This window comes from Trinickia symbiotica (assembly GCF_003028655.1).
Classification (GTDB): Bacteria; Pseudomonadota; Gammaproteobacteria; order Burkholderiales; family Burkholderiaceae; genus Trinickia; species Trinickia symbiotica_A.
This window is the reverse complement of record NZ_PYUC01000007.1, coordinates 71,229-84,925: the sequence shown is the minus strand read 5'-3', so window position 1 is coordinate 84,925 and position 13,697 is coordinate 71,229. Positions and strand designations below refer to the sequence as shown.

Sequence of the window (13,697 nt, the reverse complement as noted above, 5' to 3'; positions counted from 1 at the left end):
CTCTCGTGCCGAGGGTCCGCCGTGAAAGGGTGGCGCTAGAATGTGTCTTTCTCGTGGAGGAACCCGTGGTATGAGCACGCTCGAACAAATCCTGGCGCAGGCCGACAAGCGCCGCACCGAAAGCCAGTTGCCCTATGCGGGGGCGCTCTCGCCCGCCGAAGCGTTCGAGCTCATGCAACTCGATCCGGCGGCGCGGCTCGTCGACGTGCGCACGCGCGCGGAACTGGACTGGGTAGGCCGGCCCATCGTCGGCGACGGCCAATACGTTCACGTCGAATGGACGCGCTACCCGGGCGGCATCCCGAACCCCGAGTTCATCGAGCAACTGCGAGGGTTCGCATCAGCCGATGTCCCCGTACTCTTCTTGTGCCGCAGCGCGGCGCGCTCGAAGCTGGCCGCCGTTGCGGCACATCATGCCGGCTTCACGAAAGCATTCGACGTCCTCGAAGGATTCGAAGGCGGCAAGGACGGGAGCGGTCATCGCAAGACGTTCGAAGGATGGTGCCACCGCGGCCTGCCCTGGATCGGCGCGTAACGGCGCGCCGCCTTGCCGGGTTATTGCCCTTCGAACGGCGGCGTTTCCGGCTCGACGATATCGCCGCCGAGCAAGTGAACGCCTTCGCGTAGCTTGACGTAGGCGGCCGCGACGGCCTCGGGCTCGCCTTTCACGCCGAGATCGATGTGCCTGCGCGCAAACACGCCGCCGCGCTCGGCGTCGCCGACGCTCGGCAAGCTGAACACGCGCACGCCCGGAAAGTCCGCCTCAATCTTCTCCATCAACGGCGTGAGCGTCGATTCCATCAGCTCGAAGACGAGCAGCGAGCGTTCGGCACGCGGCACCTGATGGTGCAGGTGCGCGTACTTCGTATCGAGCACCCATTCGATCATCGGCCAAGCCATCACGGGAAAACCCGGCACGAAGTGGTGATCGCCGACGGAAAACCCTGGGATCTTGTTGTAGCCGTTCGGAATGATCGATGCTCCGCGCGGAAACACGCCCATGTTGAATCGGTGCTTGTTGTCGGGCGCCTCCAGATCGACGGGCGTTCCCGCCGCCGCATGCATCTCGAGAATCCGTTGGCGAATGAGCTCCGCCGCCTCCGGATGCAGCTCGAGCGGTACGGATAGCGCCTTCGCCGCGCATTGGCGCGTGTGGTCGTCCGGCGTCGCGCCGATGCCTCCCGTCGAAAAGACGATGTCGCCCGAAGCGAACGTGCGTGCGAGCGTGGCCGTGATCCGTTCGGGGTCGTCACCGACATACTCGGCCCAGGCCAGCGAAAGCCCGCGAGCGTTCAAGAGCTCGATGACCTTCGGCAGATGCTTGTCGCTCCGCCTGCCGGACAGGATCTCGTCGCCGATGATGATGACGCCAAATGCCATGGCCGCCGCCTCAAGAGGAATGAAGATCGTTCATGGTCGTCGATGATTGTGACGACGGCAAGTGCCTCGTGGGGCCGGACATGCCATGGCCGGCTTCGTCGCGCATGACCTGCAGTGCGTGCAGGCAATAGTGGCCGAACCAGAGTGCCGAGAAAACGAGGATCGCCGCATAGATCCAGATCGTCACCGCCGCGATCGCGGGAAAGAGCACGATGAGCCAGAGCGACCAGGCCCAAATCAGTGTCGGCAACGTGCTCATCAATCCGCTCGCGACGCCGATCGCAAGGAGCGGCCACCGGTGGCGGCGCATCAACGCGATGCGCTCCGCGCGGCTCGCATGCAGCGCGAGGGCGTCGTAGGTCATCACCCGGTAAGTGAGCCATCCCCAGAGGAGCGGAGGAATGAAGGCGAACAACGGCGGTATCAGCCAGAGCGGCAGCGTGACGATCGTCAGCGTGAGGCAGATGAAAGTCGTCGCGAGCGCGTAGACGAGGCTGCCGTACCAAGTGCCGCCCCGGCGCTGCTCGAGCGAGGCGAAACGACGCGCCGATAACTGGCGCACCACGAGCGGCATCGAGATCGTCGCGATGAGAAGCAGCACGGTCACGACGATGAGCGGAATCGCCATGGCGATGACGATGAACGGCGCGATCGCCGCATGAAGCGCCGTGAATCCCACCCAATCGAACGCATGAAAGAGCGTCGTGCCGAACGTCGAGCCGGCGAGCCAGGCACGCACCATTCCGACGAGGTCCTGCCACGTAAACCAGAAGACGACGCCCCACCCGAGCGCCGCGACGAAAAACGGCATGAACGTGAGCCAGAGCATGCGCGGATGGAGCATGCTCGCGACGGCCCGAACGAATGCGCGCAGCAGGTCGTTCATCGTCGTTTCCGGCTGGCTGGCCCGGGGTCCGTCAAAGGATTCTCAAAGCGGTTCTCGAAGCGGTTCCCAACGCCGCGCTCAAAGCGCCGCCGCGTCGCCGCCGCGCGCGGAAGAAAGCCGCCGGGCGATCCGCACGAAGGCAAGCCAATGTTGCGATAGAAAACCCTCTCCATACGATTCACCTTCGATCTGCTGGCGAATACCCGTCGGCTCCGGCGTGCGATTCCACGAGGCCGTCTTGAACAGGATATCCCACCACGGAAAGACGACGCCGAAGTTGCAGCCGTATGCGGTACCCTCATGCCCGTAGCCTACGGCATGGTGGCGCCGATGGAATGTCGGGCTCACGATGAAGCGTTCGAGCAGCCACCCGTACTCGAGCCGCGCGTTGACGTGCTGGATGCTCTGCAGGAAGTTCGTGACGGCCGAGAGCACGACGAACTGCGTCGGCGCCACGCCGACCGCAAGCGCGATCGCGGCGAAAAAGCCGGCCTGGATCACATCGTCGAGCAGGTGATTGCGATCGTCGCACCAGAGCGACATCTGGCGTTGGCTGTGATGCACGGCATGCAGCTCCCACCAGACGCCGAATCGATGCTGCCAGCGGTGATACCAGTAGCCGGCGAAGTCGAGCACGACGAAGTAGATCGCGAATGCGACAAGCGGCTGCGAGGTCACGCCCGGCCACAGGTTGTCGAGGTTGATATTGTCGATGTTGCGGTAGCGCAGCCAGACCTGCAGGTTATCGAAAAGGGGCTGGAACGCCAGAAAGAAAAACAGGTTGAAGAGGCCGAGCTTGCTGATCCACGTATAGAAGATGTCGACACGCACGGCCTTGCGGGTTTCCCAGCGCTCGACGGGCCGCAGCGCCTCGAGCGGCCTCAGCAGCAAGTACATCGCGACGATGGTCAGGAAACCGACGATGACGGGATAGAGCGCATCGTACGAATCTTCGTCGTAGTCCATCCAGCCGAACTTGAAAAGAAGCGGCTGCACCGCGTGAATGTAGACCCAGGTCTGCAGCGTCGAGACCAGTGTATCGAGCGGAGCCGTGATCAGATGAAGCATGAAATCGTGCGCCTCGTATCCGTTTTTCTCTCGTCGTTCGTCTTTCGATCTTGCAACCTTTCGACTTTCGACCGTCTCGACGCTATGCGCCGTTGGGCGCCGTCACCGGTGCGCGATCGAAGAAATAGATCCCGTGCGGCGAGCGCCCGACCGCGATCGTCTGCACGAGCTTTTTCGTCGTCAGGTCGATGATGCCGACGTGTTTCGCGAAGCGGAACGTGACCCACAGATAGCGCTTGTCGGCCGAAAGCTCCATATCGTCCGGACCGGGCAACAGGCCCGTGATGTCGCCGACGTTCGTCAGCGTGTCTTCGTCGAGGATGCTGATGGTACTCGCGACGCGGTTCGTCACGGCAACGTGGCGGCCGTCGTCGAGCGAGCGGAAGTTGTGCGCGCCGGCACCCGTATGGATGCGCTTGACGACGGTCTGGTGACGCCAGTCGACAACGGCGACATCGTCCTCGCCCGTCATGCCGACGAGCAGATATTTGTCGGCGGGCGTCATCCAGAGTCCCGCGGGCGTTTTGCCGACGTGCATCTTCCAAAGCACGGTTTGCGTCGGCAGATCGACGGCGGCCACCTCGCCCGAAATCTGAAGCGTGACGAAGACGGTCCGGCTGTCGTTGCTGAACGCCATGTGGCTCGGCATCGTCGCGAGCGGCAGGCGCTTCGCGAGCGTCAGCGCGTTCGTGCGCGGGTCGCGGTGATAGACGTCGAGCCGATCGAGCCGCAGCCCCGTCGTGACGAACCAGTTGCCGTCGGGCGAGAAACCAAGCTGATACGGATCCTCGATTCCTTCCAGCCTGTTTTGGACTTTGCCCGTCTTCGGATCGAGGAACATCAGGTCGTTCGAGACGGAATCCGCGACGATCAGCAACTTGTTGTCGGGCGTCGCCATCAGATGGTGCGGCTCCTTGCCCGTCGGAATCGTGCCGATCACCTGGTGCGTCGCTTCGTTCACGAGCGAGAGCGTCGCTTCGGCCGAATTGAGCACGATGACATTATCGGCGCGTGCGGCCGGAGAAAACCCGACGGCGAGCGAGGCAAAAAGCGCCGCGGCGAGCACGCCGCTCGCGCCCTTCGCGCGGGAGAGGAAATTCTTGTGCATGTGAACTCGATGAGAAGGCCGACGCTCATGCTAAAACGCTTGCGCGGTCCGGGCGGTTGACCGCAGCGCGAGAAAAACGCGGGCGCAGGCAACGGCGAATCATAAACGCAAAATCGAGCGCCGATATGACCCATATCAACGCTGCATCGATTCCCAGACTTTGTGCAGACGTTTGACAGAGACCGGCATCGGTGTCCGCAGTTCCTGCGCGAAAAGCGAAATACGCAATTCCTCGAGCAGCCAGCGAAATTCCGCGAGCCGCGCGTCGGCCACGCCGCCACGCGCCGACTGCGCTCTTTGATACTGCGTGAGCAGCGGCTGCAACTCGGCGAGCTGGCGCGCGTCGCGGGCCGGGTCCGCCTTCAGCTTGTCGATGCGCAGCGCAATCCCCTTCAGGTAACGCGGGAAGTGCGCGAGCTGCGCGTAAGGCGTGTCGACGATGAAGCGCTTGCCGATAAGCGTCTGAAGCTGCTGCTGCATATCGGCGTGCGCCGCGGCTTGAGACTTCGCTTGGGCGAGCTTTTTGGTCGCCGCCGAATACTCGGCGAGGATCTGCCCGACGAGACGCGCGATCTCCTGCGCAAGCAGCGACAGCCGGCTTTTGCCCTCATCGCGGCGCGCGTGAAAGCTCGTATCGTCGTCGGGCAGCGGTTCCCGCAGGCATGCGCGATCGAGCGCGGTGTCGATCAATTGATCGCGCAGCATCTCTTGCGTGCCGAGCGGCATGAACTGGAGCGCCATTTCACGCAGGCCGGGCAGGTTCTTTTCCAGATACTTGATCGGCTCGCGCAATTGCAGCGCGAACAGCCGCCTCAGGCCGGCGCGATGGATGCGCGCCGCTTCCTCGGGCGAGTCGAACACTTCGACATCGCAGTGCGTCGTCCGGTCGACGAGGGCCGGATAGCCGAAAAGCGTCTGGCCACCGCGCCGGATCTCGAGCAGCTCGGGCAGTTTGCCGAAGTTCCAGGTCGTCAGGTTCTCGTAAAGCGCTGTCGCGGCGCCGCCACTTTCGCCGCCTTCGCCGACTCCCGTCGGCCGCGCTCCAGGTGCCAAGCGGCCCGGCGCTGCATCCGTTGCGGCGCCAGTCGGGCGCGCGGCGCCGCCGCCCTCTTGAATGGCTGCCGCCCTTCCGCCGGCCTGCGCGCGTGCGCCTGGCTGCGGGGCCGCAACGTCTGCCCCCGCGACGACCGAGGCTCGCGCCGCCAGTTTCTGGAACTGCCGCTGCGCTTCGGCGCCGAGCTCGCCGCGCAGTTGTGCGAGATTGCGCCCCATCGCGAGCTGCCTGCCGTGCTCGTCGACGACCTTGAAGTTCATGAAAAGATGCGCGGGCAGCGTCTCGAGCTTGAAGTCGGTCGGTTTCAGCGCGACTTGCGTCGTCTCTCTCACGTCAGCGATGAGCGCATCGACGAGCCCTGCCGCTCCGAAACGCGTCTCATTGCGCTCGACAAAACCCGCCGCATACTCGGGCAGCGGCACGCAATGCCGGCGCAACTTCTGCGGCAGCGACTTCAAGAGCAGCTGCACTTTCTCCTTCACCATACCCGGCACGAGCCATTCGGTCCGCCGCGCGTCGACTTGATTCAGCGCGTAAAGCGGCACGGCGAGCGTCACCCCGTCGCGGGGGGAGCCTGGCTCGAAATGATAGGAAACGCCCATCTCGACGCCCGCCATCGCGAGGCGCTTCGGAAAAAGGTCGGTCGTGATGCCGGCCGCTTCGTGCCGCATCAGATCGTCGCGGGACAGGTAAAGCAGACGCAGCTTGTCCTCGGGCTGCCCGCTCTTCTCGACCTCGTTGCGATACCACCGCTCGAATGCCGCTCCGGTGTAGATGCCGGGCGCAAGCACCTCGTCATAGAAGGCGAAGATGAGCTCGTCGTCGACAAGGACGTCCTGGCGACGCGATTTGTGCTCGAGCTGCTCGATGTCGGCGAGCAGCTTGCGGTTGTGCGCGAAGAACGCGAGCTTCGTTTCGAACTCGCCTTCGACGAGCGCCCCGCGAATGAAGAGTTCGCGCGCGCGGGCCGGATCCTGTGAACCGAACGCGACACGCCGGCGCTGGTAGACAGGCAATCCATACAAGGTCGCCCGCTCGAACGCGGTCACCTGAGCCGCGCGCTTTTCCCAATGCGGCTCCGACAGCGATTTCTTCAGCAGGTGCGCGCCGACTTTTTCGATCCATTCCGGCTCGATCTTCGCGAGGCAGCGCGCGTAAAGACGGCTCGTCTCGACGAGCTCGGCCGCCATGACCCAGCGCCCCGCCTTCTTCGCGAGCGTCGAGCCGGGCCAGAGGAAAAATTTGATGCCGCGCGCGCCGAGATAGTGCGGCTCGTCGTCCGCTTTCAAGCCCAGGTTGCCGAAGAGCCCCGTCATCAGCGCGAGGTGCACTTGCTCGTATGTCGCTTCGCTTTCACCGATGCGCCAACCCTGCTCGCGCACCACCGTCAGCAGTTGCGAGTGGACATCACGCCACTCGCGCAGCCGCACGTGCGAGAGGAAATGCTCGCGGCACGCGTCTGCGAGCTGGCGGTTCGACTTCTTGTGCTCGACGGCTTCGCCGAACCAACGCCAGATCTTGAGCCATTGCAAGAACTCGGAACGCTCGTCGGCAAAGCGCTTATGGGCCTGGTCGGCCTGCTCCTGGGCGTCGACAGGGCGTTCGCGCGGATCCTGCACCGAAAGCGCGCTCGCGATCACGAGCACCTCGGCCAGCGAGCCGAGATCGCGCGCGGCGAGGATCATGCGGCCGACGCGCGGATCGAGCGGCAGCCGCGCGAGTTCCTTGCCGAGCGGCGTCAGCGCGTTCTCGTCGTCAACGGCGCCGAGCTCGTTGAGGAGCTGATAACCGTCGGCGATGGCGCGTCCCGGCGGAGGCTCGATGAAAGGGAACGTCTCGATCGCCGTGAGGTGCAGCGACTTCATGCGCAGAATCACCGATGCGAGCGACGAGCGCAAAATCTCGGGATCCGTGAAGCGCGGGCGCGCCTGAAAGTCGATTTCGTCGTAAAGGCGAATGCAGATGCCGTCGGCCACGCGGCCGCAGCGCCCCGCACGCTGGTTCGCGGCCGCTTGCGAAATGGGCTCGACCTGAAGCTGCTCGACCTTGTTCCGGTAGGAATAGCGCTTCACGCGCGCGAGCCCCGTATCGACGACATAACGAATGCCCGGTACCGTCAGCGACGTCTCGGCAACGTTCGTCGCCAGCACGATGCGGCGCACGTTCGACGGCTTGAACACGCGCGCCTGCTCGGCGGCCGATAGCCGCGCGAAGAGCGGCAAAATCTCCGTATGCGGCGGATGGTGCTTTCTCAGCGCCTCGGCCGTGTCGCGAATCTCGCGCTCGCCCGGCAGGAAGACGAGCACGTCGCCCCCTCCTTCGCGCGTGAGCTCGTCGACGGCGTCGACGATCGCTTCCGTCGCCTCGCGCTGCGCTTCGCGAGCCGCCGCGCGCTCGCTTCTCGCGCCCTCGCCCGCCGCCTTGGCCGCGCGCGGCGAGCCGGCATCGGCCGTCTTTGTCGATGCCGAGCCATCGTCGATCGGACGATAGCGAATCTCGACCGGGTAAAGGCGCCCGCTCACCTCGATGATGGGGGCGGACCGGTCGCCCGTGCCAAAGTGGCGCGCGAAACGCTCGGCGTCGATCGTGGCCGAAGTCACAATGAGCTTGAGCTCGGGCCGCTTCGGCAGAATCTCCTTCAGATAGCCGAGCAGGAAATCGATGTTGAGACTGCGCTCGTGGGCCTCGTCGATGATGATCGTGTCGTAAGCCCGCAACAGCGGGTCCGTCTGCGTCTCAGCGAGCAGAATGCCGTCGGTCATCAGCTTGACCGACGCGCCGGGCGCCAGATTGTCCGTGAAGCGGACTTTGTAGCCGACCACCTCGCCGAACGCCGTGCCGAGCTCTTCCGCAATGCGCCTCGCTGTCGCGGAGGCCGCGATGCGGCGCGGCTGCGTGTGCCCGATGAGACCGGCGCCGCCCGCGCCGCGCCCGCGCCCGAGCGCGAGACAGATCTTGGGCAGTTGCGTCGTTTTGCCCGAACCCGTCTCGCCGGACACGATCACGACCTGATTGTCGCGGATCGCGCGCGCGATTTCGTCGCGCCGCGCGGAAACAGGCAGCTCGGCGGGAAACTCGATCGGCGGGACGGGATTGGGCGGAATCTGCGCGGCGCGCGGGCCGGGTGCGCGGTCCGGACGCGAACGCTGCGAAGCGCGCGGCGGTTTCCCGTCGGCCGCGGCCGGACTATTGGGTACGTTCGACATGGGGGCGCATTATAATCCCGGCATGAATGCTCAAACCGACCTCGTCTCCCCACAGGACGCGCCGCAGGAGCCCCTCGCCAACCGGCCCGCGGCGGCGCAGCCCGATTCCGACCACGCGCAGTTCGTCGACTGGATGCGCTCCGTCGCTCCGTACATTCACGCGTTCCGTAACAAGACGTTTGTCGTCGGCTTTGGCGGCGAGGTCGTTCATCAGGGTCTCTTGAACGCGCTCGTGTCCGATGTCGCCCTGCTGCAGGCGATGGGCATCCAGATCGTGCTCGTGCACGGATCGCGGCCGCAGGTCGAAGAGCAGATGAGCCTGCACGGCGTGAACTCGGAGTTCTCGCACGGCATGCGCATCACGGATGCGCGCGCGCTCGAATCGGCGAAGGAAGCCGCGGGCGAAGTGCGGCTCGATATCGAGGCGGCGATCAGCCAGGGGCTGCCGAACACTCCCATGGCTCACGCACACATCAGCGTCGTGTCGGGCAACTTCGTCACGGCGCGGCCCGTCGGCATCCTCGACGGCGTCGATTTCGCTCATACGGGCCTCGTGCGCAAGATCGATGCCGAATCGATCCGCCACTCGCTCGCGAGCCGCAAGATCGTTCTGCTCTCGCCGCTCGGCTTCTCGCCGACGGGCGAAGCGTTCAATCTGTCGATGGAGGACGTCGCGTCGGCCGCCGCGATCGCGTTGCGCGCCGACAAGATCATCTTCCTCACTGAAACGGCCGGCATTCTCGATGAAAGCGGCGAGCTCGTGCGCGAGATGTCGCTCGACGACGCCTACCGCCTCAACGACAGCGGCGAAATCAAAGGCGATGCGGCGTTCTATCTGAAGCATGCCGTGCGTGCATGCCGCGGCGGCGTCCCGCGCGCGCACCTGATCCCCTACTCGCTCGACGGCAGCTTGCTGCTCGAGCTCTTCCTGCACGACGGCGTCGGCACGATGATCTCGTACGAGAACCTCGAGAGCCTGCGCGAAGCGACACCGGACGACGTCGGCGGCATCTTGACGCTGATCGAGCCGCTCGAGTCCGACGGCACGCTCGTCAAGCGCGGCCGTCACCAGATCGAGCGCGACATCGACCACTTCTCGGTCATCGAGCACGACGGCGTGCTATTCGGCTGCGCGGCGCTCTATCCCTATCCGCAGGAGCGCATCGGCGAGATGGCGTGCCTGACGATCGCGCCCGATGCGCAGGGCCAGGGCGACGGCGAGCGATTGCTCAAGCGCATCGAGCAACGCGCGCGGGCACGCGGCTTGACGCGCATTTTCGTGCTGACGACGCGCACGGAGCACTGGTTCCTGAAGCGCGGCTTCATGAAGGCCAGCGTGGACGATCTGCCCGAGGATCGCCGGCGTCTCTACAACTGGCAGCGCAAGTCGCTCGTGCTGATGAAACAGCTCTGACACGCAGCGCCCGCCCCACACAATCGACTATCAGGATCAGGAGAAACTGACGATGACCCGCATGGTTCAATGCGCAAAGCTCGGCAAGGAAGCCGAAGGCCTTGATTTTCCGCCGCTTCCGGGCGAGCTCGGCAAGCGCATCTACGAGAACGTCTCGAAAGAAGCGTGGCAGGCCTGGCTCAAGCATCAGACGATGCTCATCAACGAAAACCGGCTGAACATGGCCGATCCTCGCGCGCGACAGTATCTGATGAAGCAGACCGAAAAGTTTTTCTTCGGCGAAGGCGCCGACCAGGCATCGGGTTACGTGCCGCCGACGCAAGGCTGACGGGCAAGCATCCGAAACGCATCAGATCGAACGTAAGCCGGTTCGCGGAGCCTCCGCGCGCCGGCTTTGCTTTTTCGCCTTCAGCCGACGAGCGTTCGCAGCTCGGCGCGCGGCCGCCCGCTTTCGACGAGCAGCATCCCCGCTGATATCGGCAGCTTGAAGCGGCGCGGACCTGCACTGCCGGGATTGACAAAGAGCACGCCGTCGCGCATTTCGACGCACGGCTTATGGGAGTGCCCGGTCACGACGACGTCGATCCCTTCCGCGCGCGGATCGACGCTGAGATCAGCGAGGTCGTGAACGATATGGATCGCGATTCCTGCGACAGCGAGGGTCGTTTCGCCGGGCAGGACATCCGCCCAGGAGCCGATGTCGTTGTTGCCGCGCACGGCCGTCACAGGCGCGATGGAAGTCAGCGCCTGCAGAACGTGGGGCGTGCAGACATCGCCGGCATGCACGATCGCCTCGCAACCGGCAAGCCATTCCAGGGCTTCCGGCCGCAAGAGGTTGTGCGTGTCCGAGATGAGGCCGATCCGGACCGTGGCGCGAGCGGGGTTCATGCCAACATTATGGCGCCGCCGTTGCCACGGAGTACATGTAGATCGATCAACGACGCATCGAATCACTCGAGCGGCGTGGCGACGAACGCCGGCGGGGAATCCAGCATGCCGATCAGCTGCATCGATACCTCTCGTCGGAAGAAAAAGGGATATCGACTCTAGCAGCGGATCGGCGACTTGTGAAACGCATTTTTTGCGCCGAGCGACCGGGGGCGAGGCGCCGCATCTCACAACGCAGTCTTTCCCGACTCGGCGCAATCGGGCTGGCGGGCCCGGGTCTAACCGATGCGTATCCACCATCAGGAGGACGCATCATGTCAACTCGATCCTTGACTCTTTTCGCCGCCGCGGCCGCTTTCGTCTGCGTTGACGCGAACTTAGCGTTCGCCGAGACGCCCCCCGCTTACAGCTATACCGCAACGGACCCGAACTTCGCCTTCACCGGACCCGCGCCCGATTCCGTCTATACGACGACGGTTCAGCTCCCCGACGGCAAGAACCTCTCTTGCGCCGTCAACCAGCCGCTGCCCGAAGGTGTCGCCGCTGCCGCGCTCAGCACGACCGAGCAGCGTCAAGCCGACGTTCTGGCCACGCAGCCTCTGCGCCTTTTGAGCGGCCCGACATCCGGCTACCCGACCTCTTACACCGCGCCGCACGTGGTCTGCGCCGGGGCCTGATCGGCCTTGTCAGCGCCGTCGCTGCCCGCCCGATGACGCGTTTGCACGGGCAATGCGTTATCGGCGGCGAATCGAATGACGAAATCAAACGCTTCCGGGCAAACCGACGCCAGCTCCGGGGCCACACTCAAACCTCTGACGCCCTCCTCGACGAGCGGCACGGCGAACGAATAGGCCGCAAGCCCGACGGCGGGCTTCTTCTCACGGACGAAGAGCGCAATGACGCCGGCGAGACGCTCCGGCCAGTCGCTGGGGCGGAACACCTTGCCGCCCTGCGTCACCCCGCGTATCAGGTGGAAAGCGGCTCGACCATCGATCGTGCTGGTGCTCGCGCTCACGCCCATCGTCATATTCATGCGTGCGCCACCGAAGGCGCGATCGCGAGCGGCTCTTCTGCCGGGTGGCCGCTGGTCACGTCGCCGCCCTCGGCGTGCAAGCGGAAAACGGCCACCGTCTCATCGAGCAGACGAGCTTGCTCTTCGAGCGATTGAGCCGCCGCGGCCGCTTGCTCGACGAGCGCGGCATTTTGCTGAGTCGCGCGATCCATTTGCGCGACGGCGCGATTGATTTCCTCGATGCCTCTCGATTGATGTTCGGAAGCGGCACTGATTTCGCCGATGATGGCTGTCACCTCGCGAGCGGCTTGCACGATCTCGTCCATCGTGACGCGTGCGCGCGCCGCGAGCTCGGTGCCGTTTTGCACCTTCGAGACGGACCTGCCGATCAGCGCACGAATCTCCTTCGCGGCGGCCGCGGAGCGCTGCGCCAGTGCGCGGACCTCGCCGGCGACCACGGCGAAGCCGCGCCCCTCCTCGCCCGCGCGCGCAGCTTCGACCGCCGCGTTGAGCGCGAGAATGTTCGTCTGAAACGCGATCGCTTCGATCGCGCCGATGATGTCGACGATGTGCTCCGATTCGGCTGCCATCTCGGCGATCGCTTCGACGACTTCGCCGACTACCTCGCCGCCCCGCGCCGCCGTTGTCGATGCCGTATCGGCGAGTGCGCTCGCATGATGGGCATGCTCCGCGTTCTGTCGAACCGTGCTCGTCAACTCTTCGAGGCTTGCCGCGGTCTCCTCGAGCGTGGCGGCCTGCTGCTCGGTTCGTGCGGACAGATCCGCGTTGCCGCTCGCGATATCGTGCACGCCGTGCCGAATCTCCGCGGTGCCCTCGCGGACTCGCTTGACCGTCACGACGAGGCTTGCCTGCATGCGCGCAAGCGCGGCGAGCAGCCGGCCGGTCTCGCCGAATCGCGAGGTTTCGACCGTCGACGACAGATCGCCTGACGCGATTCTCTCGAAATGAAGAATGGCCCCGTCGATCGGTTTGATGACGGATCGGCTCAGAAGGCGCAATGCGACGCAGCCGATAGCGATCGATGCGGCGCCGACCGCGGCGAAGAGCCACAGCAATGCGCCGAAGCGCCGCTGCGCGTCTTCGAAATGCACGCGCTGCTCTTGCACCTGAAACGCCTGCATGGCGTGCACCGCCTTCTTGTAGTCGGCAAAGAGCGCCTCCGGCTCCGCGCGCTCGACTGACCGGAACGAGGCGAAGTCATCCTGATCGAGCGCGGCGACCTCCGGCTTCAGCACCTGCCGCATCCACTGCTCGCGCACGGCGGCAAGTGCCTTTGCGAGCGCTGCCTCGACATCGCCCGAGATCGGCCGCGAGCCATATGCCGCATATTCCCGGTCGCTTTCGGAAATCAAGCCATGGATCCGCGCGAGGACGGCGTCCGTCGGCTTGCCCTGCGCGACGAGCGTCTCGTAAGCGCCGAGGTCCACGCGCGCCTGCAGCAGCGCCTCGTTGCTGTTACCGAGATGCGTGAGCGCGGCCGTCTCGTCGCTGTAGATCTTTTCGAGCGCACTGTTGGACTCGTTCAACACGGTGACGGACGCCGCGATCACGAGCACGAGCGCGCCCGTATATCCCGCGATCGTCGAAGCCAATGCGCTCCGAATGCTGATGTTGCCCATCATGCCGCTCCCCGAAAAAAAGGCGGCGGGCGAATAGGTTC

At 64.8% G+C, this 13,697-nt stretch carries 12 protein-coding genes; 4 read left to right on the top strand and 8 right to left on the bottom strand.

The annotated features are described in order from the left end of the window. Positions 1-70 precede the first annotated feature (70 nt). Positions 71-535: a rhodanese-like domain-containing protein gene (locus C9I57_RS15100; RefSeq protein WP_107151488.1), complete on the top strand. Its 465-nt coding sequence runs from the start codon at positions 71-73 to the stop codon at positions 533-535. Between the two features lie 20 nt (positions 536-555). Here C9I57_RS15100 and C9I57_RS15095 read toward each other — a convergent pair whose 3' ends face one another. The 5 genes from C9I57_RS15095 to hrpA form a co-directional block, all read right to left on the bottom strand. Further along, complete coding sequence (locus C9I57_RS15095) at positions 556-1,380, bottom strand: competence/damage-inducible protein A (protein ID WP_107151487.1); 825 nt, start codon at positions 1,378-1,380, stop codon at positions 556-558. Positions 1,381-1,390: 10 nt separating this feature from the next. Next, the gene (locus C9I57_RS15090; protein WP_107151486.1) at positions 1,391-2,266 is read right to left on the bottom strand and encodes an EI24 domain-containing protein; all 876 of its coding nucleotides are present in this window, start codon (positions 2,264-2,266) and stop codon (positions 1,391-1,393) included. A gap of 78 nt (positions 2,267-2,344) precedes the next feature. Further along, positions 2,345-3,334 (bottom strand): sterol desaturase family protein, encoded by a 990-nt coding sequence (locus tag C9I57_RS15085; RefSeq protein WP_107151485.1) that lies wholly within the window; start codon positions 3,332-3,334, stop codon positions 2,345-2,347. A gap of 82 nt (positions 3,335-3,416) precedes the next feature. Next, a complete protein-coding gene (locus C9I57_RS15080; protein WP_107151484.1) occupies positions 3,417-4,442 on the bottom strand; it encodes a YVTN family beta-propeller repeat protein in 1,026 nt (341 codons plus the stop codon). Positions 4,443-4,577: 135 nt separating this feature from the next. Beyond that, positions 4,578-8,702, bottom strand: coding sequence for an ATP-dependent RNA helicase HrpA (gene hrpA / locus C9I57_RS15075; protein ID WP_107151483.1), 4,125 nt, complete (start codon positions 8,700-8,702; stop codon positions 4,578-4,580). A gap of 22 nt (positions 8,703-8,724) precedes the next feature. On the opposite strand from hrpA, the gene argA reads away from it, so the two are divergent. Both argA and C9I57_RS15065 read left to right on the top strand, forming a co-directional pair. After that, positions 8,725-10,116, top strand: a complete 1,392-nt coding sequence (gene argA, locus C9I57_RS15070; protein ID WP_107151712.1) for an amino-acid N-acetyltransferase — start codon at positions 8,725-8,727, stop codon at positions 10,114-10,116. Positions 10,117-10,168: 52 nt separating this feature from the next. Beyond that, a complete protein-coding gene (locus tag C9I57_RS15065) occupies positions 10,169-10,444 on the top strand; it encodes an oxidative damage protection protein (RefSeq protein ID WP_026229597.1) in 276 nt (91 codons plus the stop codon). An 80-nt stretch (positions 10,445-10,524) separates the two neighbouring features. Here the strand turns inward: C9I57_RS15065 and C9I57_RS15060 are convergent, their stop codons facing one another. Further along, a complete protein-coding gene (locus C9I57_RS15060) occupies positions 10,525-11,004 on the bottom strand; it encodes a metallophosphoesterase family protein (protein ID WP_107151482.1) in 480 nt (159 codons plus the stop codon). A gap of 314 nt (positions 11,005-11,318) precedes the next feature. On the opposite strand from C9I57_RS15060, the gene C9I57_RS15055 reads away from it, so the two are divergent. Continuing rightward, positions 11,319-11,681 (top strand): hypothetical protein, encoded by a 363-nt coding sequence (locus tag C9I57_RS15055; RefSeq protein WP_146166227.1) that lies wholly within the window; start codon positions 11,319-11,321, stop codon positions 11,679-11,681. Here C9I57_RS15055 and C9I57_RS15050 read toward each other — a convergent pair. Together C9I57_RS15050 and C9I57_RS15045 are read right to left on the bottom strand one after the other, a co-directional pair. Next, entirely contained in the window at positions 11,645-12,031 is a 387-nt protein-coding gene (locus C9I57_RS15050; RefSeq protein ID WP_258187677.1) for a DUF3579 domain-containing protein, read from the bottom strand. The two genes, C9I57_RS15055 and C9I57_RS15050, sit on opposite strands and share 37 nt — an antisense overlap. 2 nt (positions 12,032-12,033) lie before the next feature. Beyond that, positions 12,034-13,659, bottom strand: coding sequence for a methyl-accepting chemotaxis protein (locus C9I57_RS15045; protein WP_308836358.1), 1,626 nt, complete (start codon positions 13,657-13,659; stop codon positions 12,034-12,036). Positions 13,660-13,697: the final 38 nt, after the last annotated feature.